Consider the following 24,625-nt stretch of genomic DNA (forward strand, 5'->3'; position numbering starts at 1 on the left):
GCCATGGCTCCGCCATGACGCCCTCCTCCGCCTTGCGATGCACGGCACCAGACCCCGCTCCCTGATCCGGCCTGATCCAAACGAAAGACCCTAGCCTTCGGTCGGCTTCGAAAGGCCCTGGCCGGTGAGCAGGCGGTCGGCGATCTCCTCGATGCGCGCCCGCAGGCCGTCCTGGCTCTGGCCGCCGTCGAGGCGCTCGCCGTCGACGACATAGGTCGGGGTGCCGGTGACCTTGATCGCCTTGCCCTCGGCCTGGTCGGCGTCGACGGTCAGCAGGTGCCGGCCGTCGATCAGGGCGGTGTCGAACTCCTCGGCGTCCAAGCCCAGTTCGCGGGCGACGTCCAGGAGCACCGGCTCGCCCCGCTCGCCCAGTTCCTCGGTCCTGGCAAGCAGCGCCTCCACGTACGGCCAGCCCTTGCCCTGGTCGGTCGCCTCCTCGGCGGCCTGCGCGGCGGCGTACGCGTGCTTGTGCTTCTCCAGCGGGAAGTGCCGCAGCTGTACGTCGATCCGGTCGCCGTACTTCTCGCGCAGCGCGCGGACGTCGTCGAGGGCGCGGAAGCAGTCGGGGCACTGGAGGTCGAACCAGGCCTCCACGGTGACGGGGGAGGCGGCCGGGGTGGTGGAGTCGCTCATGGGAGCAGTCTCCCAGCCTCCGTCGGCGCGGCCCAACCGGGACCTGGGGAGGAGATCCCGCAGGGAAAGACCCGGAGATCTCCCTGAGGTCGGCCTCGGAACATGGCCCCGGGGCCCCTCGCCGGTGCAGGATGGAAGGGACGTATCGCCCTGGCCCAGGAGGATCGCATGCTCGCCGAGACCATCTTTTCCGCGGTGTCCGTGGCGGGACTGGGCATCGCCGCGATCACGGCGTACCGCAAGCGTTTCCTCGCCGCGACGCGGATCGCCGCCTATGCGCTGGTGCCCATCGGTCTGGTCATGACCGGCGTGGTGGAGTGGGCCTTCGACACGGCCTTCAGCCCGACGGCCTGGGCGGGCTTCGGCGTGCTCGGCGTGGCCTGGGCGCTCTTCATGACGAGCCGGGCGGTCGAGCGCCGCAGATCGGGCCGTAAGGCGGCCGAGGGGAGCGAGGTGCCCGATGCCGTCGCACCGGCCGCTTCCGCGCCCTCACTCGGCGCCGGTCAGCGGGGAGCGACCCCGAAGCCGCAGGCCAAGAAGGGCGGGGACGACTTCAGCGACATCGAGGCGATCCTGAAGAAGCACGGCATCTGACGGTCGGGACGCGCGCGGCGGACGGCGGGAGCCGCCGGGTCCTTCGAGGGCCGCGTCCACGGGATGTGATGAACTGCCGCGGCCGAGGGGCGTGTTGCGGGCCGACTCGCGGGGCCCTGCGCCATGATCGCCCCCGAGATGCTGGATACCTCGCGGGATCATGCCCCCGCCCCCACCGAAGAGCCGCGCGGCTGTCTGTTCGCGCTCTCCCAACCGCCACTGATGATCTTCCTCGCGGTGATCGGCTGCCTGCTCATGATCGCCGCCGTGCACGACCTCTTCCTGCTGTGAGGGGGCTCGTGCCGGCCCGGTTCGCGCCTGATCCGTCCGGGCAGGATCAGCCGGTGGCTTCCTTGCGGCGTGCGCGGTACGCGGCGACGTGGAGGCGGTTGCCGCAGGTCCGGCTGTCGCAGTAGCGGCGCGAGCGGTTGCGGGAGAGGTCGACGAAGGCCCGGCCGCAGTCGGGGGCCTCGCAGCGTCGCAGTCGCTCCTGCTCGCCCGCCACCAGGATGAACGCCAGGGCCATGCCGCAGTCGGCGGCGAGGTGGTCGGCGACCGAGGCGCCCGGCGCGAAGTAGTGCACGTGCCAGTCGTAGCCGTCGTGGTCGGTGAGCTGCGGCGTCGTGCCCGCGGCGGCGACCAGCTGGTTGATCAGCGTGGCCGCGATCCGGGCGTCGGGAGCCGCGAAGATCGCCGTGAACCTCGCCCGTACGTCCTGGACGGCCCGCAGGTCGTGGTCGGTGAGCCGGCCGACGTCGCTGATGTCGTGGGCCTGGACGAAGGTGCGCAGTGCGGGAAGGTCCCCGAGCTCGTCGTCACGGTTGCCCTGTGCCGCGGTGTTCATCAGATCGACGACGGTGTCGAGGGCGATCCGGGTGTCGTGGGGGATCAGCACGATTCGCTCCCTGGCCGGCTGCGGGCGGGTGCCCGCGGAATTGCGCTGACTCTAGCGGTTTTGCCGTGCGGCTCCGGGAGGGGTCGGAGAATGGCCGTCGGAGGGCCGAAAACGGGCATCGGCGCCCTCCTCCGCGCCGGCTGCGCGGTGAGGACGCCGATGTCCGCCGTATGTGGTTGTCCGCGCGGCGCCGTCGCCCCGAGTCGGACGGCGCCGTGCGGCTCTCGGCCTGGCTCAGCTGTCGGCCAGGATGTGGGAGAGCTCCGTGTCGAGATCGAAGTGACGGTGCTCGGTGCCGGGTGGCACTGCGGCGTCGGTCCGCTTGAGGAACGACTCCAGGGCCCTCGCAGGGGCTTCGAGCAGGGCTTCGCCCTCGGGGGAGCTCAGCGCGATGCAGACGACGCCTTGGCCGTGACTGCGGGACGGCCAGACTCTGACGTCGCCGGTGCCGGTGGGCCGGTGCAGCCCCTCGGCGAGAAGGTCGCGGGCGAAGACCCACTCGACCGTCTCTTCGGCTCCGGTGTGGAAGGTGGCGTGCACGGCATACGGATCGGCCGTGTCATACCGCAGGCCCGCGGGTACAGGCAGTGAGGACTCGCTCGACACAACGAGGCGCAGGTGCAGCTCGCAGCTGACCGTGGTGTTCATAAGCGCCAGGGCCTTTCGCTCAGTGTGCGCTCGGGGATTCGCACGTCGGCGAAATCGACATGCCACCTACGGTGCCGTTGTAAACCCCTCTGTCTGTTTTGTGATCGTTCAGGTAGCTCGTATGGGGGCGTGTGACTTTGGGTAATACGGCCATACGAGTGAGAGCGCTCGGTCCGGTAAGTTGGTGACCATGAATGCGGAGAGTGACGAGCGCACCGGGGAGTCCGCGGCCGACGGGGACCCCGAGCTGGGATCCCGGGCGCCCCAATTCATCAAGGCCCGCCGGACCCTGCACCTGAGCTGGCAGGTCGGCGTCTTCATCGTGGGTCTCGCGGTGGTGGGCGCCGGCGTCGTGATGCTGCCCCTGCCCGGCCCCGGCTGGCTGGTGATCTTCGCCGGCATGGCGATCTGGGCCACCGAATTCGTCTGGGCACAGCTCGTGCTCCGCTGGACGAAACGGAAAGTGACCGAGGCGGCGCAGCGCGCGCTCGACCCGAAGGTGCGGCGGCGCAACATCATCCTGACCACCATCGGTCTGGTGATCATCGGCGCGCTGCTCGGTTTCTACCTGTGGAAGTACGGCTTCGTCATGCCGTGGAAGATCAACACCTGACCTGGGGGACGGTCGGGGCACCCGCTGACATGCGGTAATGTTTGCGGTGCGCCCGGGCGATTAGCTCAGTGGGAGAGCGCTTCGTTCACACCGAAGAGGTCACTGGTTCGAACCCAGTATCGCCCACCACCCGGACCGAAGGCCCGGAGACCGATCAAGTCTCCGGGCCTTCGGCGTTCCCCGGCCGGGTCACCGCATCCGGCCGAGCCGCTCCCTGAGGTTCCGGGCGTCCCGCAGCCGCTGCTCGTACGTCGCTCCGACCGCGAGCAGCAGCAGCCCGGCCAGCGCCGGCGGCAGCCAGCGGGGGAGGGCGCCGACGGCCTGGACGACGTACGGGGCCAGCTCGTGCAGGGCGTCGAGGGCGAGGACCGCGCCACCGAGCACCAGCAGCGCCTGCAGCCGGAACCGGGCCCCCAGCAGGGTCACCACGAGCGCGGCGACGCCGAGGAGCAGCGGGCGCGGCCAGTCGAGGTCCACCCAGGCGGCGAACAGGCTCGGCACCAGCGTGGTCGCGAGCCCGGGGCCGTAGGCCACCCAGGACGAGGACTCCGGGTCGCGGCGCCGCCTCAGCACCCCCACGACCAGGGCGGGCACGGTGACGGGCAGCGTGTACGCCTCCGGGGTCGTCACCTCCCAGGCGCCCAGCCGCACCCAGGTCGCCAGGAGGAACAGCGCGGCCGCCGTCCACGAGGCGAACGGGCGGCGCTCGGGCCGCAGGGCCGTGGCGGCTGCGATCACACCGGCCAGGGCGAGGACGAGCGCGAGGACGGCGGGCCTGGGCACGGCCGTGACGATCGCGAGCAGCGCCACGGCCGCGCCGGTGAGCTCCACCGGAAGCGCGACCGGGTGGCGCCGCAGCCGCCCGCCGAGCAGGGCGGTGGCCGCGGGGACGAGGAGCAGCGCAAGAGCGGTCCGGTGGGCCTCGAACTCGGCGGCCGCGGCCCCGGCGGACACCAGGCCGGCCCCCACGACGACCGCCGCACAGGCGGCCACGATCCGCCGCGCGCCGTCCGCGAGGAACGCCACCGCGGCGAAGAGCCCGAGCAGCACCCCGAGCGTGGTGAACGTGGCCGCGCGGGTGTCCAGGGCCAGAGCGACCAGGCTCAGCGCGGACGCCGCCCCGCAGCCGAACGCACTCCACCCGAACACCTCACGAGGCGGAACGGGGCCGGAGCCGGCCGCAGGGACGGAGACGGGCCCCCAGCCGGGCCACTGCGCCCCGGAGCCCGAGCCGGAGCCCGAGCCGGAGTCGGAGCCCGAGCCGGAGCCCGAACCCGAGCCGGACGCGCTCGCGTCGGAGGCGTCCGCTTCCGGTGCGTCCGCGTCGGCCGCTCCCGAGGTCGGGCCCTCGGCCGGAGCGGGGAGGCCCCGCGTCAACGCCCCGGGGCGCGTCGCCAGCAGGAGGGCTGCCGCGGTCGTGACGAGCTGGAGGGCGAGGGTCGGGCCGTACGGAAGGTCCAGGGAGAGCGGGAGGGCCGTCAGGGTCGCCCAGGCGAGCAACAGGGCGACGCAGCGGGACCACAGTCGGGGCAAGGCCGCGCAGGCCGTCGCCGCGACGAGCAGGACCAGCGGGGCCGTCGAGGGGTACGGAGCGAGGACGGGCTCCGCGTGGGTGCCCGACCAGACCGGGGCCGTCCGCGCCATCGGCCCGAAGAGCCCGGCCGCCACCGGCGGGAGCGCCCACATCACGCCCAGCGCGAGCACCCCCGCGCCCGCACCGGCCAGGCCGACGCGCATCGCGCGCGGGGCCGAGGAGCGCAGGACGCCCGCCAGGGCCACCGCGCACAGCACGTACCCCGGCACCTCCCAGTCGCCCGGCAGCACCGGGCGCAGCAGACCGCCCGCCGCCGCGACCACCGCGAGACCCGCCACCACCGACGCGGCCACCGCCGCCCGGGCCACCCGCCACGCCACGCACAGCGCCACCGCCGCGCAGGCGAGCAGCAGCGCGCCCGCGGGGAGCGGAGAGGTGAAGGAACGGACTCCACCCGTGAGCAGCGCCCAGCCGCCCAGGACGCCGGCCGCCACCGCCGCCGTGCCCCGTACGGCCGCCGGCTTCACCCACAGCACCACCGCAAGGTCCGCGACCGCCGTCGCGAGCGCCGCCCAGCCCAGCGTGAGCGCGCCGCCGTCGGCGGCCAGGGCGCCCAGGGGGAGGGGGAGTTGAGCCGTCACCACCGCCACCGGCAGCGGGATCCGCAACCGTCCGAGCGACGCTCCGTACGCCGTCCACGCGCCCGCGAGGACCGCCGAGGCCACGGCGGTGAACGCGAGCCCGTCCGTGTCCGGCAGTGCCACCCGGTGCAGCGCGTACGCGTCCAGGACCATCAGCACCAGGCCCAGGGCCGCGACCGCCTCCGCCGTCGAGCCGAGCCCCCGGCGCAGCAGCACCACCGGCACCGCGAGGGCCGCGGACGTCACCACGCCCAGGACGGCCGCGCGGCCGCCGATCCCCATCGAGCCCCAGCTCACCAGCGTGAAGGCGAGCGCCGCGATCGTCAGCAGCACCCCGCCCAGCGTGAGCAGCACGTTCTGCGCGCTGCGCGGGGTCGAGTCGGCCACGGGGCCGCTCCCGGGCCGCTGGGGAGCCGGGGACGGCACCTGCGCCCGCAGGACGTGCAGCAGCCAGGCCCGGCGGGCCAGCAACTGGGACCTGTGGGCATCGAGTCGAGCCAGCTCACGATCGACGAGCACCAGTTCGTCGGCGGGTGGCAGTGGAGTGTCCATGCCCCGGAGTGTGCGCCGGGCCACACTCCGGAACCATGGGTCCAGGTACTCAATTCCGGGGCTGAGTACGTACACACTGGGGTCATGGACTGGTGCCGCTACCGCTTCCGCAGCGTCTGGCAGTTGGCCGCCCCGCCCGAGGCGGTCTACGCGGTGCTGGAACGCGCCGAGGAGTACCCGCGCTGGTGGCCCCAGGTCCGTGAGGTCGTCCCCGTCGACGACGTCACCGGCACCGCGCGGTTCCGCTCCTTCCTCCCGTACGACCTCGTCGTCACCGCCGAGGCCCGGCTCCGCGACCCCGACGCCCGCGTCCTGGAGGTCGCGCTCCGCGGCGACCTGGAGGGCTGGGCGCGCTGGACCCTGACGTCCCGCGGCCCGGGAACCCGCGCGCTGTACGAGCAGGAGGTCGAGGTGACCAGCCCCCTGATGCGGCGGCTCGCGGTCCCGGGGCGGCCCGTCTTCCGCGCCAACCACGCGCTGATGATGCGCGCGGGAGAGCGGGGCCTCGCGGCGCGATTGAAATGGAAGGGGCCGGGCGAAGCCCCTCGATGAGGGGCGGTGGTCGGGTGACGGGTGGGCAGTTTGAAGGAAGCCCGCGGAAAGCTGTATGGTTCAACCCGTTCCCGGGCGATTAGCTCAGCGGGAGAGCACTTCGTTCACACCGAAGGGGTCACTGGTTCGATCCCAGTATCGCCCACCGGGACAGGCCGGTCCGTCGAAAGACGGACCGGCCTTCCGCATTCCCGGCCCCTGAGCCCGCACGCGGTCGGTCTCACGCGGCCGTCCGCAGCTCCGGGCGGAGCGGCCACGCCGGATCCACCGTCTCCGGCGTCCCGTTGCGCGTGAACCACGCCTGAAGGCCCCGCGCCTGCGCCGCGTGCCACACCGCCTGCAGGGTGTGCAGCTCCGCCGGCGAGAGCCGTTCGAGCCGCGACGCGAACCGCCGCGCCACCGCCCGTACGACATCGAGCGAGGCCGTCGCGTCGGCCGCCGCGTCGTGCGCGCCGTCCAGCTCGACGCCGTAGTGCGCGCAGAGATCCGTCAGCGTCCGGCGGCCCTTGCGGTACCGGTCCAGATGCTTGTCGAGCACGCGCGGATCCAGCACGCACAGCGACGCGTTCTCCAGATAGCGGCCCAGTGAGGAGGCGCGGTGACGGCGCAGCTCTCGGTCCAGGATCGTCAGATCGAAGGGCGCGTTCATCACCACCAGCGGCCGGCCCGCCGCGCACTGCTCGGCGAGCGCCCGCCCCAACTCCTCCATCACGGGCGCAGGCCAGCGCCCGTTGCGTCGTAGATGATCGTCCGTCAGTCCGTGGACCTCCGTGGCCGCAGAGGGCACCGGAATCCCGGGGTTGACCAGCCAGCGTGTGACCCGCGGACGCCCGCCGGCCGTGTCCTGGACGACGAGCGCGGCCGAGACGATCCGGTCCTGCTCGACGTCAACTCCCGTGGTTTCCGTGTCGAATGCGGCCAGGGGCCCCTCATACCAGTGCGTCATCCCCGAACTCCTCGCACCTCTGCGGCAGATGGCGATCCCCCTGCCCGAATCGGTGATACCCGGGCTGTTTGCCCCGTACGCGGACCGGTGACAACACAGATGACGGGGAAGGGAATTGACATGGCGCTCGCCCAGCCCGAATCGGGAGGGCTGCCGCCTCAGCGGACAGCACCGCTTCGCGGCTCACTCGCCACCACCGCCTGCATGGAGACGCTCCAGGTGGGATATCTGCATGCGGTCGCGGCGGCGGCGGGCTGCTCGCTGTCGCAGCCGTTTCCGGACAACGGCATCGACTGGCACGTGAGCCACAGCGCTCCGGGCCACACCGTCGACGACGAAGTGACCATCAAGGTGCAGCTCAAGTGCACCTACCAGATACCGCCGCGGCCGCCCGGGCCCGCGTTCTCCTTCACCCTGGACAACGACCATCTGGTGAAGCTGGCGCGGACCCCGGTCTCGGTGCACAAGATCCTGGTCGTGATGATCGTGCCGCGCGACCGCGAGGACTGGCTGCGGGCCGGGCACGACCGACTGGACCTGCGGCACTGCTGCTACTGGATCAACCTGGCCGGCCACCCGGTGACGGGGCGGCGGCGGACGACCGTGCGCATACCGACGGCACGGATCTTCGACGACCGGGCACTGTGCGAGATCATGACCCGCGTCGGCGTGGGAGGGAGACCTTGATGCACAGGCCGATCGGCGAACAGGAGGGCGGCGGGGCCGGGTACGGCCCCGTTCTGCCACCGTTCCGACCCCACCCCACCCCCGGCGAGTTCCCCGGCGGCCCCTGGGCCGACGCCGGGGGCTCGCCCGACCCCGGACGCGTCGACCCGCTGGTCCTCGGCGCGCTGCTCGCCCGGCACGGCTGGCGGCGGCGCGGCGGGGCCACGGGCCGCTACAGCCGCTGGACACCTCCCGGAACGGGCGGCCCCTCCGGCGGCACCAGCCTCCTCGTGCCCGAGAGCCGCGCCTTCCCGGACTGCGAGGACCTGCTCGGCGAGGCGCTCACCGCCCTCGCCCACAGTGCGGCGCCCTCGGCACGGGAGGTCCTGGTCGGGCTGACCGTGCCCAGCGACGAGATCCGCTGGTGGCGCGACGTGCCGCCGGGCCCCGCGGGCACCGTGCCGTGGACCGTCCAGGAACAGCTCAGGTCGGCCGCCCGGCAGCTGCTGCTCGCCGGTGCCCTCGCCGTGCGCGGACGCGCCGGGTACTACGGCGCCCGGCACCGCCGCCAGGCGCAGGCGTCCCTGGAGGCCGTGGTCGTCGGGGCGGCGCCGGGCGGGCGGGGCCTGACCGCGTTCGTGCCCGTCGACTCGGGCCGGGCCATCGCCGTACGGCTGTACCACGCGCTGTACGCGGCGCGGGAGGCCGCCGACTACCAGCGGGCGACGGGCGGGATGGAGGCCTTCGACGCCGCCGTCGAGGCGGGGGTGAGCCGTGAGCTGACCGAGGCCCTCGTCGCCCTCGTGCGGGGCACCGAGGGCGCCAGGATCGCGCTGGAGTGGGCCCCCGCCGCCGGGACGCCCGCCGGGTGCGCCGCCCGGCCCGAGCCGGTCGAGTTCTCGGCGGGCGACCTGCCGGCCCTGCGCGAGGCCGGTGCCCGCTATCTGACCGACGAGCCGTCCGTGCCGGTACGGATCACGGGGGCCGTGGTCCGGATGCGCCGCTCGGGGCCGCGCGGTGAGGGGACCGTACGGCTGCGGGTGCTTGGCGGGGCCGAGGTGCCGCACGTCCGGGTGACCCTGGACGAGGAGTCGTACCGTACGGCCGGGCACGCGCACCTGGTGGGGCTGCCGATCAGGGTGGTCGGCCGGCTGGAGAGCCGGGGCGGCTTCCGGCGGCTGACCGATGCCACCGGTGTCGTACCGGTCCAGGTCGACGAGGCGGAGCGGGACCGGCTGATGAAGTCGCTCCACGAGAACCTGGACTTCTTCGAGGAGGCCTGCGGCCCGGGGGAGTGACGGCGGGCGAGCCCGGCTCCCGGCGCCCGGAGGCGGGCTCGCAGGGCGTCGGGAGCCCGGCACGATCGGCGAGACACCCCCTAGCCCTTAGGATTTACAGCGACGCGGCACCTCGTCTCTGCCGCGCGTCGCCGGCGCCGGCACGTCGTGTCTGCCTGCGCCCCAAGGGAAAGAGCATTCGTGTCTGATGTCCGTGTGACCGTCCAGTCCGCCTCAGGAGCCGAGGATCGGGCGGTGAGCGCGGGCACCACCGCCGGCGCGCTGTTCGCCGACGACCGGTCCGTGATCGCCGCCCGCGTCGGCGGTGAGCTGAAGGACCTCACCTACGTCGTCGCCGAGGGCGACGTCGTCGAGCCCGTCGAGATCTCCTCCCCCGACGGCCTCGACATCCTGCGCCACTCCACCGCGCACGTCATGGCCCAGGCCGTGCAGGAACTCTTCCCCGAGGCCAAGCTGGGCATCGGCCCGCCGGTCCGGGACGGCTTCTACTACGACTTCGACGTCGAGAAGCCGTTCACCCCCGAGGACCTCAAGGCCATCGAGAAGAAGATGCAGGAGATCCAGAAGCGGGGTCAGCGCTTCTCCCGCCGTGTGGTCACCGACGAGGGCGCCCGCGAGGAGCTCGCCGACGAGCCGTACAAGCTGGAGCTCATCGGCATCAAGGGCTCCGCGTCGACCGACGACGGCGCCAACGTCGAGGTGGGCGGCGGCGAGCTGACCATCTACGACAACCTGGACGCCAAGACCGGCGAGCTGTGCTGGAAGGACCTCTGCCGAGGCCCGCACCTGCCCACCACCCGGAACATCCCGGCGTTCAAGCTGATGCGCAACGCCGCCGCCTACTGGCGCGGCAGCGAGAAGAACCCGATGCTCCAGCGCATCTACGGCACCGCCTGGCCGTCGAAGGACGAGCTGAAGGCCCACCTCGACTTCCTCGCCGAGGCCGAGAAGCGCGACCACCGCAAGCTCGGCAACGAGCTGGACCTCTTCTCCATCCCGGACGAGATCGGCTCCGGCCTCGCCGTCTTCCACCCCAAGGGCGGCATCATCCGCAGGGTCATGGAGGACTACTCGCGCAAGCGCCACGAGGAGGAGGGCTACGAGTTCGTCTACTCGCCGCACGCCACCAAGGGCAAGCTGTTCGAGAAGTCGGGCCACCTCGACTGGTACGCCGAGGGCATGTACCCCCCCATGCAGCTCGACGAGGGCGTGGACTACTACCTCAAGCCCATGAACTGCCCGATGCACAACCTGATCTTCGACGCGCGCGGGCGTTCGTACCGTGAACTGCCGCTGCGCCTCTTCGAGTTCGGCACCGTGTACCGGTACGAGAAGTCCGGCGTCGTGCACGGCCTGACCCGCGCCCGGGGCTTCACCCAGGACGACGCGCACATCTACTGCACCAAGGAGCAGATGGCGGAGGAGCTGGACAAGACCCTCACCTTCGTCCTGAACCTGCTGCGCGACTACGGCCTGACCGACTTCTACCTGGAGCTGTCCACCAAGGACCCGGAGAAGTTCGTCGGCTCGGACGAGATCTGGGAGGAGGCCACCGCGGTCCTCCAGCAGGTCGCCGAGAAGCAGGGCCTCCCGCTCACCCCCGACCCGGGCGGCGCCGCGTTCTACGGCCCGAAGATCTCCGTGCAGGCGCGCGACGCCATCGGCCGTACCTGGCAGATGTCGACCGTGCAGCTGGACTTCAACCTGCCGGAGCGCTTCGACCTGGAGTACACCGGACCCGACGGCACCAAGCAGCGTCCGGTCATGATCCACCGCGCGCTGTTCGGCTCCATCGAGCGCTTCTTCGCCGTGCTCCTGGAGCACTACGCGGGCGCCATGCCGCCGTGGCTGGCCCCCGTCCAGGCGACCGGCATCCCGATCGGCGACGCCCACATCCCGTACCTCCAGGAGTTCTCCGCCAAGGCGAAGAAGCAGGGGCTGCGGGTGGACGTCGACGCGTCCTCGGACCGGATGCAGAAGAAGATCCGCAACGCGCAGAAGCAGAAGGTCCCGTTCATGATCATCGCGGGTGACGAGGACATGGCCAACGGTGCCGTCTCCTTCCGCTACCGCGACGGTTCGCAGGAGAACGGCATCCCCGTCGACGAGGCCATCGCCAAGATCGCCAAGGTCGTCGAGGAGCGCGTCCAGGTCTGACCGTCCGCGACCTGAGCTCAGGAGGCCCCCGGGGAACCCCCCGGGGGCCTCTTCTCGTCCTCCCGCGTGAAGGACTGGATCAGCCAGGACGAGAACGACCCCGTCACGGCTCCGATCAGCGCGACCCCGCAGGCCATCAGCCCCACCGCGATGGTCCGGCCGATCGGGGTCACCGGGGTCACGTCCCCGTACCCCACCGTCGTCAGCGTCTCGGCGGCCCACCAGACCGAGTCGCCGAAGGTACGGATCGTGGCACCCGGGACTCCGCGCTCGTGCTGGAAGACGGCGAGCGCGCACGCGAACCCGAGCAGGGCCACCGTGAGACTGGAGTAGGCCATGACCCGTCCGTAGAGGCTGAGGCGCGGCTGGTCGCGGCGGCGCTGGATCCGGTCGTAGATCTTCACCATCTGCAAGGGCCGCAGCAGTGGCAGCACCAGGATCACCGTGCCCAGGAGATGCGCGCGGACGAAGCGCAGCGGGCCGAGGCCGCTGAGCCGGAACCGGACCGTGTAGTCGACGATGAAGACGACCCAGGCCATGAGCGTGACCGTCAGGCAGAGGTCCAGCCAGACCTGGTCGAGGCCGCTGGCCAGGACCCGCACCGCGTACCCGACGAGGAAGAGCAGGGACGCCACCGTGAGCGGTGCCTCCATGCGCCGGTCCCAGCGCTCTTGCCTGTCCTGCCTCTCGTTCATCGGATCAGCATCTCCGAGGCGGCGTGATCAACGCCCCGGCGACACGTTCCGAACGGGCGAAGCAATATGCTGCACAGCATGACGATTGAGCCGGAGCAGCAGATCGGAGTGGGGACGCAGGACGCGTTCCAGCGCCTGTGGACGCCTCACCGGATGGCGTACATCCAGGGGGAGAACAAGCCGACCGGGCCGGGGGCCGAGGACGGCTGTCCGTTCTGCGTGATTCCGTCGAAGTCGGACGAGGACGGGCTCGTGATCGCGCGGGGCGAGAAGGTGTACGCCGTGCTCAACCTCTACCCGTACAACGGCGGCCACCTGATGGTGGTCCCGTACCGTCACGTGGCCGACTACACGGATCTGGACGCGCCGGAGACCGCCGAGCTCGGTGAGTTCACCAAGCGGGCGATGATCGCGCTGCGGGCCGCTTCCGGCGCGCACGGCTTCAACATCGGCATGAACCAGGGTGGGGTGGCGGGCGCCGGCATCGCCGCCCACCTGCACCAGCACGTCGTGCCCCGGTGGGGCGGCGACACCAACTTCATGCCGGTCGTCGGGCACACCAAGGTGCTGCCGCAGCTCCTCGCCGACACCCGCGCGATGCTCGCCGCCGCCTGGCCGGCCACCTCGGAGCTCGCCTAGCGCCCCGGGCGCGCCCGCACCGCGTGGCGTCGCCCCGGGCGCGTGGAGCCTACGCGTCGTAGGTGTCGGCCTTCTTCGTGCCCGGGTCCTGGACGGCACCGCTCAGGATCAGCGAGCGGTTGGTGAAGCGCTCCGTGTCCACGCCGTGGTCGTCGAGCACCGCGATCGTCGCCGCGTGGACCGCGCGCATCACCGGTGTCGCGGCGCGGATCGCGTCGTCGGCCATGAAGCGGTGCCGCCAGGGCGCCGCCGCCCAGGCGTGGCGCAGCCCGAAGGGCTCCGGCAGGACCAGCTTGCCGCCGAGGAAGTCCAGGATCGGCGGGAACCAGGTCAGCGGGGCGCGGACCGCCTTGCGGACGATCTCGTCCGTCTCCAGGAGCGGCAGCTGGATCTCCCGGGTCTCCCAGAAGCGGACCGTCTTGGAGACCTCCTTCGTCTTCGCCTTGGGCTTGGTGGTGAAGAGCGAGTGGACCGGGCCGAGCGCGTGCCCGGTGACCTCCACGCGCAGGGTGTGGTGGAGCGAGGTCACCGTGATCATCATCGTGAGCACGAGCTGGCCGTCCCAGAGCGTGAACTGCACGCCGAGGTAGTGCCGGTTGCCGCTGCCGAACTGCTGGTCGTTGCAGATGCGCTGTATCTCGTGCGGCTTGACCTGGAAGTGGACGATGTTGTCGCCGTCGGGCCTGGCGACCTCGTCGGCGCCCTCGCCGACGGGGGAGACGACCCAGTGCTTGACGGTCGGCTTGGGGAAGCCGGTCTTCAGGGAGCCCCGCTCCAGCATCGTGAGCTGGTCGTGGATCTTCCGTACGACGTCCCAGGCGCGGAAGGCGTGGATCTCGCGCCCGTCCTTGGGGATCAGCTCCTCGGCGAGCGTCCAGCTGCCCCAGCGGGTGCCCATGCCCAGTATTCCCTTGGGGCCCGCGTAGAAGACGATGTTGGACTGCTGCTCGGCGGAGAGCTTCTCCAGGTTCTGGCGCAGTTCCTCCGCGGACTTCTCGCCCGGGTCCCCGGGGACCGCCTCGGGGATCTTGGCGCCGATGCCGCCGCCGCTCAGCAGGGCGGTCCAGCGCTCCCGCAGGTCGACGGCGGTGGACTCGCAGATCCGCTTGGCGAGGAACCAGCCGACGACCGGGGCGACGATCATCGCGCGGACGTAGACGGACAGGACGCCGGTGATCGGCAGCTTGATCAGGACCAGCGCCGCGAGCAGGCCCGCGGCGACCAGGATCACCGTGCCCACCGCGCTCGTCCGCCTGTTCGCCGAGCCGGCGACCATCCGGCGCAGCTGGATCACGCCGAGCCAGAGCAGCAGACCCGGCAGGAACAGGACCCCGAAGACGAAGGTGACCAGGGTCAGTTTGACGTCCCGCCGCTTGCGGATGCCGGTGGCGGCCAGGCAGTGCTCGACCACGGGCTGCGGGTCGGTGCCGAAGGACTGGATGAGCGCCTTGCGGGCACCGCCGAGCATCCGCACCTGCACCGCGCGCGAGAAGGCCTCGCCGAGGTCGGGGCGGAAGAGCTTCGCCCATTTCCCGTCGGTGACCTTGGACTTGTGCCAGTCGTTGTTGGCGTCCAGGATCGCTTCCACCGGGCTGTCGCGGTACGCGGCGGAGGCCAGGGCATGGGTGGCCGCCGTCTGTCCGTCCGAGCCCTGCAGGGGAATCTGCGCCCCGGGTCCGAAACTTCCGATCGTCACTGATGCCCCCATCGCCGCGTGCCCGCGTGGTTCACCGCGTATTCCTCTGCGGCCTGTTCCCGACTACCGCGCCCCGCACACCTGCTGAGCTGGGCACCACAGCGTAGCCGGGTCGCGACGGATGCGTCACGGGTCGGCCGAATGCCGCCCCCGGGACGGGAGTTGGACCGTCGGCATCCGGCCTCCGTGACCCGCGTCGTCGCGCGACCTGGCGCGCCCCGAACCCGGCCCGGCGGGCCCTACGAACCCTTCTCGGCCTGTTCGCGGATCTTCTCCGCGAGTTGGGGCGGCATCGCCTCGTGACGGGCGTACGAGCGGTCGAAGCGGCCGGTGCCGTGCGAGATCTGGCGGAGGTCGACCGCGTACCGGCCGATCTCGATCTCCGGGACCTCCGCGCGGACCAACGTCCGTCCCTGCCCGGCCTGTTCGGTGCCGACGACACGGCCGCGCCGCCCGGACAGATCGCTCATCACCGGCCCCACGTACTCGTCCGGTACGAGGACCCCCACCTCGGCCACCGGCTCCAGGAGGCGGATGCTCGCCTCGGCCGCCGCCTCGCGCAAGGCCAGGGCGCCGGCGGTCTGGAACGCGGCGTCGGAGGAGTCGACCGAGTGGGCCTTGCCGTCCCGCAGCGTGATCCGTACGTCGACCAGCGGATGACCGGCCGCGACCCCGCGCGCTGCCTGCGCCCGTACGCCCTTCTCGACGGATGGGATGAACTGGCGCGGAACCGCCCCTCCCACCACCTTGTCGACGAACTCCACCCCGCTGCCCGGGGGCAGCGGCTCGACGTCGATCTCGCAGATCGCGAACTGGCCGTGGCCACCGGACTGTTTGACGTGCCTGCCCCGCCCCGCCGAGGGTCCGCCGAAGGTCTCGCGGAGCGCCACCTTGTGCGGAACGGTGTCGACCTGCACCCCGTACCTGCTGCGCAGGCGCTCCAGCGCCACGTCCATGTGCGCCTCGCCCAGACACCACAGGACGACCTGATGGGTGTCCTGGTTCTGTTCGAGGCGCATGGTCGGGTCCTCGGCGGCGAGCCGCGCGAGCCCCTGCGATAGCCGGTCCTCGTCGGCCTTGCTGTGCGCCTCGATCGCGAGCGGCAGCAGCGGATCGGGCATCGTCCAGGGCTCCATCAGGAGCGGATCGTCCTTGCTGGAGAGCGTGTCACCGGTCTCCGCGCGCCCCAGCTTGGCCACGCACGCGAGGTCGCCCGCGATGCACCGGCCCAGCTGACGCTGCTGCTTGCCGAAGGGCGAGGTCAGCGCGCCGACCCGCTCGTCGACGTCGTGGTCCTCGTGGCCCCGGTCGGCGAGGCCGTGCCCCGACACATGGACCGTCTCGTCCGGTCGCAGGGTGCCGGAGAAGACCCGGACCAGCGAGATCCGGCCGACGTACGGGTCGGAGGCGGTCTTGACGACCTCGGCGACGAGCGGCCCGTCGGGGTCGCAGGTGAGCGCGGGCCTTGGCACGCCGTCCGGTGTGGTCACCGCGGGGGCCTCGCGCTCCAGCGGGGTCGGGAAGCCGCCGGTGATCAGTTCGAGCAGCTCGACGGTGCCGAGCCCCTGCTTCCCCCCGTCCGAGGCGGGCGCCGCTGCGAGCACCGGGTGGAAGGTGCCCCGGGCGACGGCCTTCTCCAGGTCGTCGATGAGCGACTTGATGTCGATGTCCTCGCCGCCGAGATAGCGGTCCATCAGGGTCTCGTCCTCGCTCTCGGCGATGATCCCCTCGATGAGCCGGTTGCGGGCCTCGGCGATCAGCGGCCGCTGGGCGTCGTCCGGCGGGCTCTCCTGCCGTACGCCCGTGGAGTAGTCGAAGATCCGCTCCGAGAGCAGCCCGACCAGACCGGTGGTCGGCGCGTGCCCGTCCGGCGCCTCGGCACCGGACAGGGGCAGATAGAGGGGCAGGACGGCGTCGGGATCGTCCCCGCCGAGGACGGCGGAGCAGACGGAGGTCAGCTCGTCGAAGCCGGTACGGGCGGTGTCCAGATGCGTGACGACGATGGCGCGGGGCATGCCGACGGCCGCGCACTCCTCCCACACCATCCGGGTCGACCCGGCGATCGCCTCGGGCTCCTGGGCGGCCGAGACGACGAAGAGGGCCGCGTCCGCCGCGCGCAGACCGGCCCTCAGCTCCCCGACGAAGTCGGCGTATCCGGGTGTGTCGAGGAGGTTGATCTTGCACCCGCCCCATTCGAGGGGGACGAGCGAGAGCTGTACGGAGCGTTGCTGGCGGTGCTCGATCTCGTCGTGGTCGGAGAGCGTTCCGCCGTCCTCGACCCGTCCGGCCCGGTTGACCGCTCCGGCGGTCAGCGCGAGCGCCTCGACGAGGGTCGTCTTTCCCGATCCGCTGTGGCCGACCAGCACCACGTTCCGTACGGCCGAGGGCCGGTCGGCCGTCGGAGCCCTGCCGGCGGCCCCGGAGTGTGCGTTCGCCTTGTCGCCCATGATGGGTCCTCCCGATCGCTTGCACCGCTCGCTCGCACGGTGAGGCGGGGCGCGGGCGCGGGGGGAGACGCTGGGCAGCTCCGGAGGTGCCCGCGGTTGTCCTTCGAGCTTTGCACCGACGTCATGGTGCGTCCATACGTCGTACGCGACGCGACGGACGGGTGCCCGGCGGTCCGGCGGGAGCCTCGCTGGCTACGATGGGCGGGCCGGTGGTCGTTTGGGCCGCGCGGCCCACCGAACCTCGGGAAGGCCATGCTGAACAAGTACGCGCGTGCATTTTTTACGCGTGTCCTCACACCGTTCGCCGCGTTTCTGCTCCGCAGGGGGGTCAGCCCCGACGCGGTCACGCTCATCGGCACGGCCGGAGTGATGGCGGGAGCCCTGGTCTTCTTCCCCAGGGGAGAGTTCTTCTGGGGCACGATCGTCATCACCCTCTTCGTCTTCTCCGACCTGGTCGACGGGAACATGGCCCGGCAGGCGGGGATCTCCAGCCGCTGGGGCGCGTTCCTCGACTCGACCCTCGACCGGGTCGCAGACGGCGCCATCTTCGGTGGCTTCGCGCTCTGGTACGCGGGTACGGGCAACGACAACGTGATGTGCGCGGTCTCCATCTTCTGCCTGGCCAGCGGCCAGGTCGTCTCGTACACCAAGGCGCGCGGTGAATCGATCGGCCTGCCGGTCGCGGTCAACGGCCTGGTGGAACGGGCCGAGCGGCTCGTGATCTCGCTGGTCGCCGCGGGGCTCGCCGGGCTCCACGCCTTCGGCGTGCCGGGCATCGACGTCCTGCTGCCGATCGCGCTGTGGATCGTGGCAGTGGGCAGCGCGGTGACCCTCGGCCAGCGGGTGGTCACCGTACGGCGGGAATCGGCGGAGGCCGACGCGGCCGCCGCAGCGGACGCGCCCGGCGCGCGGGGGAACGAGGCGACGTCATGAGCGGGATGAAGGACCGGCTGACCGGTTCCCTGTACGGGCTCGGCTGGGCGACCGTGAAGAAGCTGCCGGAGCCGGTGGCGGCCGGGCTCGGCCGGCGGATCGCCGACACCGCCTGGAAGCGGCGCGGCAAGAGCGTGCTGCGTCTGGAGTCCAACCTCGCGCGCGTGGTGCCCGACGCCACGCCCGCGCAGCTCGCCGAGCTCTCCAAGGCCGGCATGCGCTCGTACATGCGGTACTGGATGGAGTCCTTCCGGCTGCCGACCTGGACCAAGGAGCGGGTCGACAGCGGCATCGACATCAAGGGCGTCCACCATCTGCGGGACGGTCTCGCCTCGGGCCGTGGCGTCGTACTCGCGCTGCCCCACCTGGCCAACTGGGACCTCGCCGGCGTGTGGGTGACCCGCTCGCTCGGCGTGCCGTTCACGACGGTCGCGGAGCGGCTCAAGCCGGAGACGCTGTACGACCGGTTCGTCGCCTACCGCGAGTCGCTGGGCATGGAGGTCCTGCCGCACTCCGGAGGCTCCGCCTTCGGGACGCTCGCACGGCGGCTGCGGGACGGTGGCCTGATCTGTCTGGTCGCCGACCGTGACCTGTCGGCCTCGGGCACCGAGGTCACCTTCTTCGGTGAGACGGCGCGGATGCCGGCGGGGCCGGCGCTGCTCGCCCAGCAGACGGGCGCGCTGCTGCTGCCGGTGACGCTCTGGTACGACGACACCCCGGTCATGAAGGGGCAGATCCATCCGCCGGTCGACGTACCCGAGTCAGGTACGCGGTCCGAGAAGACGTCTGTGATGACACAGGCGCTGGCCGACGCCTTCGCCGAGGGAATCGCGGACCACCCGGAGGACTGGCACATGCTGCAGCGACTGTGGCTGAAGGACCTGGAGGAGCGCCCGCCGCTCGACGAGGAGCCACGGCCATGAAGATCGGCATCGTCTGCCCCTACTCGTGGGACGTGCCGGGCGGCGTCCAGTTCCACATCCGGGACCTCGCCGAGCACCTGATCAGGCTCGGCCACGAGGTCTCGGTGCTCGCCCCCGCCGACGACGAGACACCGCTCCCGCCCTACGTCGTCTCGGCGGGGCGCGCCGTTCCGGTGCCGTACAACGGCTCCGTGGCGCGGCTGAACTTCGGCTTCCTCTCGGCGGCGCGGGTACGGCGCTGGCTGCACGACGGCACCTTCGACGTCATCCACATCCACGAGCCGGCCTCCCCCTCGCTCGGCCTGCTGAGCTGCTGGGCGGCGCAGGGGCCGATCGTCGCCACCTTCCACACCTCGAACCCGCGCTCGCGGGCGATGATCGCCGCGTACCCGATCCTGCAGCCCGCGCTCGAGAAGATCAGCGCGCGGATCGCGGTGAGTGAGTACGCGCGCAGGACACTGGTGGAGCACCTGGGCGGCGACGCGGTCGTCATCCCCAACGGCGTCGACGTCGACTTCTTCGCGAGGGCCGAGCCGAAGGAGGAGTGGCAGGGCGAGACCCTGGGCTTCATCGGACGGATCGACGAGCCGAGGAAGGGCCTCCCGGTCCTCATGAAGGCCCTGCCGAAGATCCTCACCGAACGGCCGGGGGCGCGGCTCCTGGTCGCCGGGCGCGGTGACGAGGAGGAGGCGGTGGCCTCGCTGCCGCGCGAGATGCGGGACCGGGTCCAGTTCCTCGGCATGGTCAGCGACGAGGACAAGGCGCGGCTGCTACGCAGCGTCGACGTGTACGTGGCGCCGAACACCGGCGGCGAGAGCTTCGGGATCATCCTGGTCGAGGCGCTGTCGGCGGGCGCTCCCGTCCTCGCATCCGACCTGGACGCCTTCGCCCAGGTCCTGGACCAGGGCGCGGCGGGCGAACTCTTCACCAACGAGGACGCGGACGCGCTGGCGGACGCGGCGATCCGGCTGCTCGGCGACGAGGCCAGGCGCGAGGAGCTGCGCAAGCGCGGCAGCGCGCACGTGCGGCGCTTCGACTGGTCGACGGTGGGCGCGGACATCCTCGCGGTCTACGAGACGGTGACGGACGGCGCGGCCTCGGTGGCGACGGACGAACGCGTGGGCCTGCGGGCGAGGTTGGGCCTGGCGTCGCGGGACTAGGGCCTGTCCGTGGGTATCTGTTCCCGGGCGGAACAGATACCCACAACCCATGCCGATCCCGGCCGTCACCGCCGCCCCGGTAGCCTGTGCGCCCGTGACCCAAACCCTGATCTGGACCGTCGTCGCGCTGATCGCGATCGGCCTGTACCTCAGCTGGACCGCCGGCCGCCTCGACCGGCTGCACGCGCGGATCGACGCGGCCCGCGCCGCCCTCGACGCCCAGCTGCTGCGCCGCGCCTCGGTCGCCCAGGAGCTGGCCACGTCCGGAGTGCTCGACCCGGCCGCCTCGATCGTGCTCTACGAGGCCGCTCACGCCGCCCGGCAGGCCGAGGAGGACCAGCGTGAGGTCGCCGAGAGCGAGCTGAGCCAGGCGCTGCGCGCCGTGTTCGGCGAGCCCGAGCAGGTCGAGGCGGTACGGGAGGCACCGGGCGGCGAGGAGGCCGCGGGCGAGCTCGCGGCGGCCGTCCGCCGCGTACCGATGGCCCGCAGGTTCCACAACGACGCCGTGCGCGCCGCACGGGCGCTGCGCCGCCACCGTACGGTGCGCTGGTTCCGGCTCGCGGGCCACGCCCCGTTCCCGCTGGCCTTCGAAATGGACGACGAACCGCCCGTCGCCCTTGCCGATCGCCCGGCCTGACCCCCGTCACCTGCGAAATCAACGAAAACGATCCACCGGCTGTCCATTGGCCCTTGATGTGGACTGGTGGAGGAATGTTTCCTCACTCTTGTCTCAGCACCGCTTTCACGAGTGAGGTCCCCCGTGTCCACCACGCTTCCCAGCAGCACCCAGTCCGACGATTCCTCGGCGATCGGCACCTCGCGCGTCAAGCGCGGCATGGCCGAGCAGCTCAAGGGCGGCGTGATCATGGACGTGGTCAACGCCGAGCAGGCGAAGATCGCCGAGGACGCCGGCGCCGTCGCCGTCATGGCCCTGGAGCGGGTCCCCGCCGACATCCGCAAGGACGGCGGCGTGGCCCGGATGTCCGACCCGAACATGATCGAAGAGATCATCGGCGCGGTCTCCATCCCGGTCATGGCCAAGTCCCGCATCGGCCACTTCGTCGAGGCCCAGGTCCTGCAGTCCCTCGGCGTCGACTACATCGACGAGTCCGAGGTCCTCACCCCGGCCGACGAGGTCAACCACTCCGACAAGTGGGCCTTCACCACCCCCTTCGTCTGTGGCGCCACCAACCTGGGCGAGGCCCTCCGCCGCATCGCCGAGGGCGCGGCCATGATCCGCTCCAAGGGCGAGGCCGGCACCGGCAACGTCGTCGAGGCCGTCCGCCACCTGCGCCAGATCAAGAACGAGATCGCCAAGCTGCGCGGCTTCGACAACAACGAGCTGTTCGCCGCCGCCAAGGACCTGCGCGCGCCGTACGAGCTCGTCAAGGAGGTCGCCGAGCTCGGCAAGCTGCCGGTCGTGCTGTTCTCCGCCGGTGGCGTCGCCACCCCCGCCGACGCCGCGCTGATGCGCCAGCTCGGCGCCGAGGGCGTCTTCGTCGGCTCCGGCATCTTCAAGTCCGGCGACCCGGCCAAGCGCGCCGCCGCCATCGTGAAGGCCACCACCTTCTACGACGACCCGAAGATCATCGCGGACGCCTCCCGCAACCTCGGCGAGGCCATGGTCGGCATCAACTGCGACACCCTCCCCGAGTCCGAGCGCTACGCCAACCGCGGCTGGTAATCACTCATGACCACCCCCGTGATCGGTGTCCTGGCCCTCCAGGGCGACGTACGGGAGCACCTGATCGCCCTGGCCGCGGCTGACGCCGTGGCCAGGCCGGTCCGGCGCCCCGAGGAGCTCGCCGAGGTCGACGGCCTCGTCATACCCGGTGGCGAGTCCACCACCATCTCCAAGCTGGCCGAGCTCTTCGGCCTGATGGCGCCGCTGCGCGAGCGGATCGCCGCGGGCCTGCCCGTCTACGGCACCTGCGCCGGCCTGATCATGCTCGCCGACAAGATCCTCGACCCGCGCTCGGGCCAGGAGACCTTCGGCGGCATCGACATGATCGTCCGCCGCAACGCCTTCGGGCGGCAGAACGAGTCCTTCGAGGCCGGCGTCGCCGTCCGCGGCATCGAGGACGGCCCCGTCGAGGGCGTCTTCATCCGCGCCCCGTGGGTCGAGTCCGTCGGCGCCGAGGTCGAGGTCCTCGCCGAGCACGAGGGCCACATCGTCGCCGTGCGACAGGGTCAGGCCCTGGCGACCTCGTTCCACCCGGAGCTCACCGGCGATCACCGCATCCACGCCCTGTTCGTCGACATGGTGCGCGCCGCGCGGTGACGAGGTCCCGGTAGGATCTCTGGGGTTCGTTCAGAAATTGGTGACGCGAAGGAGACAGGCAGATGTCCGGCCACTCTAAATGGGCTACGACGAAGCACAAGAAGGCCGTGATCGATGCCAAGCGCGGCAAGCTCTTCGCAAAGCTGATCAAGAACATCGAGGTCGCCGCCCGGACCGGCGGCGCCGACCTGGACGGTAACCCGACGCTCTTCGACGCCGTGCAGAAGGCGAAGAAGAGCTCGGTCCCGAACAAGAACATCGACTCGGCGATCAAGCGCGGCGGCGGCCTCGAGGCCGGCGGTGTCGACTACGAGACGATCATGTACGAGGGCTACGGCCCGAACGGTGTCGCGGTGCTCATCGAGTGCCTCACCGACAACCGCAACCGTGCCGCCTCCGACGTCCGCGTCGCCATGACCCGCAACGGCGGCTCCATGGCCGACCCGGGCTCGGTCTCGTACCTGTTCAACCGCAAGGGCGTCATCGTGCTGCCCAAGGGCGAGCTCACCGAGGACGACGTCCTCGGCGCCGTCCTCGACGCGGGTGCCGAAGAGGTCAACGACCTCGGTGAGAGCTTCGAGGTCATCAGCGAGGCCACCGACATGGTCGCCGTCCGTACCGCCCTCCAGGAGGCCGGTATCGACTACGACTCGGCGGACTCCAACTTCGTCCCGACCATGCAGGTCGAGCTGGACGAGGAGGGCGCGCGCAAGATCTTCAAGCTGATCGACGCGCTGGAGGACAGCGACGACGTGCAGAACGTCTTCGCCAACTTCGACGTCAGCGACGAGGTCATGGAGAAGGTCGACGCCTGAGAGCGGTCGCCTGGACGGCGGGCCGACGGGGACACACCCCGTCGGCCCGCCGCCGTTTGTGCGGCGTTGTCAGTGCGGGCGGATAGCCTGCACAAACAGATTGACGAATACGGTCCAGGGAGGGGCTCAGGTGCGCGTGCTCGGGGTGGACCCGGGGCTGACCCGGTGCGGTGTCGGCGTCGTCGAGGGCGTCGCCGGGCGGCCCCTGACCATGCTCGGCGTCGGCGTCGTGCGGACGGCCGCCGACGACGACATCGGCATACGGCTGGTCGGCATCGAGCGCGGCATCGAGGATTGGCTCGACCGCTTCTCGCCCGAACTGGTCGCCGTGGAGCGGGTGTTCAGCCAGCACAACGTACGGACGGTCATGGGCACCGCCCAGGCCAGTGCCGTCGCCATGCTCTGCGCCTCGCGCCGTGGCATCCCCGTCGCCCTGCACACCCCCAGCGAGGTCAAGGCCGCCGTCACCGGCAGCGGACGGGCCGACAAGGCGCAGGTCGGCGCCATGGTGACCCGGCTGCTGCGGCTCTCCGCCCCACCCAAGCCGGCCGACGCGGCGGACGCCCTCGCCCTCGCCATCTGCCACATCTGGCGGGCCCCGGCCCAGAACCGCCTGCAGCAGGCCGTCGCCGCCCATCACGCATCGAAAGGCCGTTCCGCATGATCGCCTTCGTCAGCGGCCCGGTCGCCGCGCTCGCCCCCACCACCGCGGTCGTCGAGGTCGGCGGTGTCGGCATGGCCGTCCAGTGCACGCCGAACACCATCGCCGGGCTGAGGATCGGTCAGGAGGCCAGGCTCGCCACGTCGTTGGTGGTCCGCGAGGACTCCCTGACCCTCTACGGCTTCGCCGACGACGACGAACGCCAGGTCTTCGAGCTGCTCCAGACCGCGAGCGGCGTCGGCCCGCGCCTGGCCCAGGCCATGCTCGGCGTGCACAGCCCCGACGCCCTGCGCCTCGCCGTCTCCACCGGTGACGAGAAGGCCTTGACCGCCGTCCCGGGCATCGGCAAGAAGGGCGCGCAGAAGCTCCTCCTCGAACTGAAGGACAAGCTGGGCTCCCCGCTGGGCACCAGCGGCCTCGTCGGCGCGCAGCGCGCGGTGGCCTCCGGCCCTGCGCCGTGGACGGAGCAGCTCTCCGCCGCGCTCATCGGCCTCGGCTACGCGTCGCGCGAGGCGGAGGAGGCGGTTTCCGCGGTGACGCCGCAGGCCGAGGCCGCGATCGCGGCGGGCGGCACGGCCCCGGTGCCGCAGCTCCTCCGAGCGGCCCTGCAGACCCTGAACCGCGCGAGATGACCCTGCGGGGCGCT

At 71.7% G+C, this 24,625-nt stretch carries 25 protein-coding genes and 2 tRNA genes; 19 read left to right on the forward strand and 8 right to left on the reverse strand.

The features are described from left to right. Positions 1 to 90: 90 nt before the first annotated feature. Positions 91 to 633: a DsbA family protein gene (locus ACGFYP_RS29505; protein WP_393499876.1), complete on the reverse strand. Its 543-nt coding sequence runs from the start codon at positions 631 to 633 to the stop codon at positions 91 to 93. Between the two features lie 168 nt (positions 634 to 801). Between ACGFYP_RS29505 and ACGFYP_RS29510 the strand changes: the two genes are divergently transcribed. After that, positions 802 to 1,227 carry a hypothetical protein gene (locus tag ACGFYP_RS29510; protein ID WP_361966607.1) on the forward strand — a complete coding sequence of 142 codons (426 nt, stop codon included), beginning with the start codon at positions 802 to 804 and terminating at the stop codon, positions 1,225 to 1,227. A 123-nt stretch (positions 1,228 to 1,350) separates the two neighbouring features. After that, on the forward strand, positions 1,351 to 1,518 hold the full coding sequence (locus ACGFYP_RS29515) for a hypothetical protein (protein ID WP_393500247.1): 168 nt from the start codon (positions 1,351 to 1,353) through the stop codon (positions 1,516 to 1,518). 46 nt (positions 1,519 to 1,564) lie between these two features. Here ACGFYP_RS29515 and ACGFYP_RS29520 read toward each other — a convergent pair whose 3' ends face one another. Together ACGFYP_RS29520 and ACGFYP_RS29525 are read right to left on the reverse strand one after the other, a co-directional pair. Further along, entirely contained in the window at positions 1,565 to 2,122 is a 558-nt protein-coding gene (locus ACGFYP_RS29520) for a CGNR zinc finger domain-containing protein (protein WP_393499879.1), read from the reverse strand. 234 nt (positions 2,123 to 2,356) lie between these two features. Next, positions 2,357 to 2,770 (reverse strand): SsgA family sporulation/cell division regulator, encoded by a 414-nt coding sequence (locus tag ACGFYP_RS29525; RefSeq protein ID WP_015032345.1) that lies wholly within the window; start codon positions 2,768 to 2,770, stop codon positions 2,357 to 2,359. A gap of 190 nt (positions 2,771 to 2,960) precedes the next feature. Here ACGFYP_RS29525 and ACGFYP_RS29530 point away from each other — a divergent pair, with 190 nt between their 5' ends. Further along, entirely contained in the window at positions 2,961 to 3,383 is a 423-nt protein-coding gene (locus ACGFYP_RS29530) for a TIGR02611 family protein (protein ID WP_393499882.1), read from the forward strand. Between the two features lie 54 nt (positions 3,384 to 3,437). Beyond that, a tRNA-Val gene (locus ACGFYP_RS29535) sits at positions 3,438 to 3,512 on the forward strand. Positions 3,513 to 3,572: 60 nt separating this feature from the next. Here ACGFYP_RS29535 and ACGFYP_RS29540 read toward each other — a convergent pair. Next, complete coding sequence (locus tag ACGFYP_RS29540) at positions 3,573 to 6,110, reverse strand: SCO7613 C-terminal domain-containing membrane protein (RefSeq protein WP_393499885.1); 2,538 nt, start codon at positions 6,108 to 6,110, stop codon at positions 3,573 to 3,575. Positions 6,111 to 6,194: 84 nt separating this feature from the next. Here ACGFYP_RS29540 and ACGFYP_RS29545 point away from each other — a divergent pair, with 84 nt between their 5' ends. Continuing rightward, positions 6,195 to 6,662, forward strand: a complete 468-nt coding sequence (locus ACGFYP_RS29545) for an SRPBCC family protein (RefSeq protein ID WP_393499888.1) — start codon at positions 6,195 to 6,197, stop codon at positions 6,660 to 6,662. Positions 6,663 to 6,735: 73 nt separating this feature from the next. After that, positions 6,736 to 6,807: transfer RNA gene (locus tag ACGFYP_RS29550), tRNA-Val, on the forward strand. Positions 6,808 to 6,882: 75 nt separating this feature from the next. Here the strand turns inward: ACGFYP_RS29550 and ACGFYP_RS29555 are convergent. Further along, positions 6,883 to 7,608 carry a 3'-5' exonuclease gene (locus ACGFYP_RS29555; protein ID WP_393499893.1) on the reverse strand — a complete coding sequence of 242 codons (726 nt, stop codon included), beginning with the start codon at positions 7,606 to 7,608 and terminating at the stop codon, positions 6,883 to 6,885. 120 nt (positions 7,609 to 7,728) lie between these two features. Here ACGFYP_RS29555 and ACGFYP_RS29560 point away from each other — a divergent pair, with 120 nt between their 5' ends. From ACGFYP_RS29560 to thrS, 3 genes are all read left to right on the forward strand, one after another. Beyond that, entirely contained in the window at positions 7,729 to 8,295 is a 567-nt protein-coding gene (locus ACGFYP_RS29560) for a DUF4365 domain-containing protein (protein WP_393499896.1), read from the forward strand. Further along, positions 8,295 to 9,572: a hypothetical protein gene (locus ACGFYP_RS29565; RefSeq protein ID WP_393499899.1), complete on the forward strand. Its 1,278-nt coding sequence runs from the start codon at positions 8,295 to 8,297 to the stop codon at positions 9,570 to 9,572. Before ACGFYP_RS29560 ends, ACGFYP_RS29565 begins: the two co-directional genes overlap by 1 nt. A gap of 180 nt (positions 9,573 to 9,752) precedes the next feature. Further along, positions 9,753 to 11,729, forward strand: coding sequence for a threonine--tRNA ligase (thrS, locus tag ACGFYP_RS29570; protein ID WP_361966625.1), 1,977 nt, complete (start codon positions 9,753 to 9,755; stop codon positions 11,727 to 11,729). A gap of 17 nt (positions 11,730 to 11,746) precedes the next feature. Here the strand turns inward: thrS and ACGFYP_RS29575 are convergent, their stop codons facing one another. Further along, complete coding sequence (locus ACGFYP_RS29575; RefSeq protein ID WP_393499904.1) at positions 11,747 to 12,424, reverse strand: potassium channel family protein; 678 nt, start codon at positions 12,422 to 12,424, stop codon at positions 11,747 to 11,749. Positions 12,425 to 12,490: 66 nt separating this feature from the next. On the opposite strand from ACGFYP_RS29575, the gene ACGFYP_RS29580 reads away from it, so the two are divergent. Then, on the forward strand, positions 12,491 to 13,063 hold the full coding sequence (locus ACGFYP_RS29580) for an HIT family protein (RefSeq protein ID WP_393499907.1): 573 nt from the start codon (positions 12,491 to 12,493) through the stop codon (positions 13,061 to 13,063). Between the two features lie 49 nt (positions 13,064 to 13,112). On the opposite strand, the gene ACGFYP_RS29585 is transcribed toward ACGFYP_RS29580, so the two are convergent. After that, positions 13,113 to 14,771: a hypothetical protein gene (locus ACGFYP_RS29585; RefSeq protein ID WP_361966631.1), complete on the reverse strand. Its 1,659-nt coding sequence runs from the start codon at positions 14,769 to 14,771 to the stop codon at positions 13,113 to 13,115. A 227-nt stretch (positions 14,772 to 14,998) separates the two neighbouring features. Further along, the gene (locus tag ACGFYP_RS29590) at positions 14,999 to 17,206 is read right to left on the reverse strand and encodes an elongation factor G-like protein EF-G2 (RefSeq protein WP_361966633.1); all 2,208 of its coding nucleotides are present in this window, start codon (positions 17,204 to 17,206) and stop codon (positions 14,999 to 15,001) included. Between the two features lie 252 nt (positions 17,207 to 17,458). On the opposite strand from ACGFYP_RS29590, the gene pgsA reads away from it, so the two are divergent. From pgsA to ruvA, 9 genes are all read left to right on the forward strand, one after another. Next, positions 17,459 to 18,139 carry a phosphatidylinositol phosphate synthase gene (gene pgsA, locus ACGFYP_RS29595; RefSeq protein WP_361966635.1) on the forward strand — a complete coding sequence of 227 codons (681 nt, stop codon included), beginning with the start codon at positions 17,459 to 17,461 and terminating at the stop codon, positions 18,137 to 18,139. Then, positions 18,136 to 19,062: a phosphatidylinositol mannoside acyltransferase gene (locus tag ACGFYP_RS29600; protein WP_393499912.1), complete on the forward strand. Its 927-nt coding sequence runs from the start codon at positions 18,136 to 18,138 to the stop codon at positions 19,060 to 19,062. The genes pgsA and ACGFYP_RS29600 overlap by 4 nt, the downstream gene beginning before the upstream one ends. After that, positions 19,059 to 20,222 carry a glycosyltransferase family 4 protein gene (locus ACGFYP_RS29605; protein WP_361966639.1) on the forward strand — a complete coding sequence of 388 codons (1,164 nt, stop codon included), beginning with the start codon at positions 19,059 to 19,061 and terminating at the stop codon, positions 20,220 to 20,222. The genes ACGFYP_RS29600 and ACGFYP_RS29605 overlap by 4 nt, the downstream gene beginning before the upstream one ends. A gap of 94 nt (positions 20,223 to 20,316) precedes the next feature. Further along, complete coding sequence (locus ACGFYP_RS29610) at positions 20,317 to 20,859, forward strand: hypothetical protein (protein ID WP_361966641.1); 543 nt, start codon at positions 20,317 to 20,319, stop codon at positions 20,857 to 20,859. A 123-nt stretch (positions 20,860 to 20,982) separates the two neighbouring features. Next, positions 20,983 to 21,906, forward strand: a complete 924-nt coding sequence (gene pdxS / locus ACGFYP_RS29615) for a pyridoxal 5'-phosphate synthase lyase subunit PdxS (protein ID WP_361966643.1) — start codon at positions 20,983 to 20,985, stop codon at positions 21,904 to 21,906. A gap of 6 nt (positions 21,907 to 21,912) precedes the next feature. After that, the gene (gene pdxT, locus ACGFYP_RS29620; protein ID WP_393499917.1) at positions 21,913 to 22,503 is read left to right on the forward strand and encodes a pyridoxal 5'-phosphate synthase glutaminase subunit PdxT; all 591 of its coding nucleotides are present in this window, start codon (positions 21,913 to 21,915) and stop codon (positions 22,501 to 22,503) included. 62 nt (positions 22,504 to 22,565) lie between these two features. Beyond that, positions 22,566 to 23,318 (forward strand): YebC/PmpR family DNA-binding transcriptional regulator, encoded by a 753-nt coding sequence (locus tag ACGFYP_RS29625; RefSeq protein ID WP_158985482.1) that lies wholly within the window; start codon positions 22,566 to 22,568, stop codon positions 23,316 to 23,318. A gap of 130 nt (positions 23,319 to 23,448) precedes the next feature. Continuing rightward, on the forward strand, positions 23,449 to 23,982 hold the full coding sequence (ruvC, locus tag ACGFYP_RS29630; protein ID WP_393499921.1) for a crossover junction endodeoxyribonuclease RuvC: 534 nt from the start codon (positions 23,449 to 23,451) through the stop codon (positions 23,980 to 23,982). Next, positions 23,979 to 24,611, forward strand: a complete 633-nt coding sequence (gene ruvA / locus ACGFYP_RS29635) for a Holliday junction branch migration protein RuvA (protein WP_393499925.1) — start codon at positions 23,979 to 23,981, stop codon at positions 24,609 to 24,611. Before ruvC ends, ruvA begins: the two co-directional genes overlap by 4 nt. Positions 24,612 to 24,625 lie beyond the last annotated feature (14 nt).

It is taken from the genome of Streptomyces sp. NPDC048370, from assembly GCF_043200825.1.
GTDB lineage: Bacteria > Actinomycetota > Actinomycetes > Streptomycetales > Streptomycetaceae > Streptomyces.

What these genes read in the sequence shown, in the direction of transcription:
- ACGFYP_RS29505 (WP_393499876.1), bottom strand. Translation starts at nt 633, where the DNA reads ATGAGCGACTCCACCACCCCGGCCGCCTCCCCCGTCACCGTGGAGGCC.
- ACGFYP_RS29510 (WP_361966607.1), top strand. Translation starts at nt 802, where the DNA reads ATGCTCGCCGAGACCATCTTTTCCGCGGTGTCCGTGGCGGGACTGGGC.
- ACGFYP_RS29515 (WP_393500247.1), top strand. Translation starts at nt 1,351, where the DNA reads ATGATCGCCCCCGAGATGCTGGATACCTCGCGGGATCATGCCCCCGCC.
- ACGFYP_RS29525 (WP_015032345.1), bottom strand. Translation starts at nt 2,770, where the DNA reads ATGAACACCACGGTCAGCTGCGAGCTGCACCTGCGCCTCGTTGTGTCG.
- ACGFYP_RS29530 (WP_393499882.1), top strand. Translation starts at nt 2,961, where the DNA reads ATGAATGCGGAGAGTGACGAGCGCACCGGGGAGTCCGCGGCCGACGGG.
- ACGFYP_RS29540 (WP_393499885.1), bottom strand. Translation starts at nt 6,110, where the DNA reads ATGGACACTCCACTGCCACCCGCCGACGAACTGGTGCTCGTCGATCGT.
- ACGFYP_RS29545 (WP_393499888.1), top strand. Translation starts at nt 6,195, where the DNA reads ATGGACTGGTGCCGCTACCGCTTCCGCAGCGTCTGGCAGTTGGCCGCC.
- ACGFYP_RS29555 (WP_393499893.1), bottom strand. Translation starts at nt 7,608, where the DNA reads ATGACGCACTGGTATGAGGGGCCCCTGGCCGCATTCGACACGGAAACC.
- ACGFYP_RS29560 (WP_393499896.1), top strand. Translation starts at nt 7,729, where the DNA reads ATGGCGCTCGCCCAGCCCGAATCGGGAGGGCTGCCGCCTCAGCGGACA.
- ACGFYP_RS29565 (WP_393499899.1), top strand. Translation starts at nt 8,295, where the DNA reads ATGCACAGGCCGATCGGCGAACAGGAGGGCGGCGGGGCCGGGTACGGC.
- ACGFYP_RS29575 (WP_393499904.1), bottom strand. Translation starts at nt 12,424, where the DNA reads ATGAACGAGAGGCAGGACAGGCAAGAGCGCTGGGACCGGCGCATGGAG.
- ACGFYP_RS29580 (WP_393499907.1), top strand. Translation starts at nt 12,491, where the DNA reads ATGCTGCACAGCATGACGATTGAGCCGGAGCAGCAGATCGGAGTGGGG.
- ACGFYP_RS29585 (WP_361966631.1), bottom strand. Translation starts at nt 14,771, where the DNA reads ATGGGGGCATCAGTGACGATCGGAAGTTTCGGACCCGGGGCGCAGATT.
- ACGFYP_RS29590 (WP_361966633.1), bottom strand. Translation starts at nt 17,206, where the DNA reads ATGGGCGACAAGGCGAACGCACACTCCGGGGCCGCCGGCAGGGCTCCG.
- pgsA (WP_361966635.1), top strand. Translation starts at nt 17,459, where the DNA reads ATGCTGAACAAGTACGCGCGTGCATTTTTTACGCGTGTCCTCACACCG.
- ACGFYP_RS29600 (WP_393499912.1), top strand. Translation starts at nt 18,136, where the DNA reads ATGAGCGGGATGAAGGACCGGCTGACCGGTTCCCTGTACGGGCTCGGC.
- ACGFYP_RS29605 (WP_361966639.1), top strand. Translation starts at nt 19,059, where the DNA reads ATGAAGATCGGCATCGTCTGCCCCTACTCGTGGGACGTGCCGGGCGGC.
- pdxT (WP_393499917.1), top strand. Translation starts at nt 21,913, where the DNA reads ATGACCACCCCCGTGATCGGTGTCCTGGCCCTCCAGGGCGACGTACGG.
- ACGFYP_RS29625 (WP_158985482.1), top strand. Translation starts at nt 22,566, where the DNA reads ATGTCCGGCCACTCTAAATGGGCTACGACGAAGCACAAGAAGGCCGTG.
- ruvA (WP_393499925.1), top strand. Translation starts at nt 23,979, where the DNA reads ATGATCGCCTTCGTCAGCGGCCCGGTCGCCGCGCTCGCCCCCACCACC.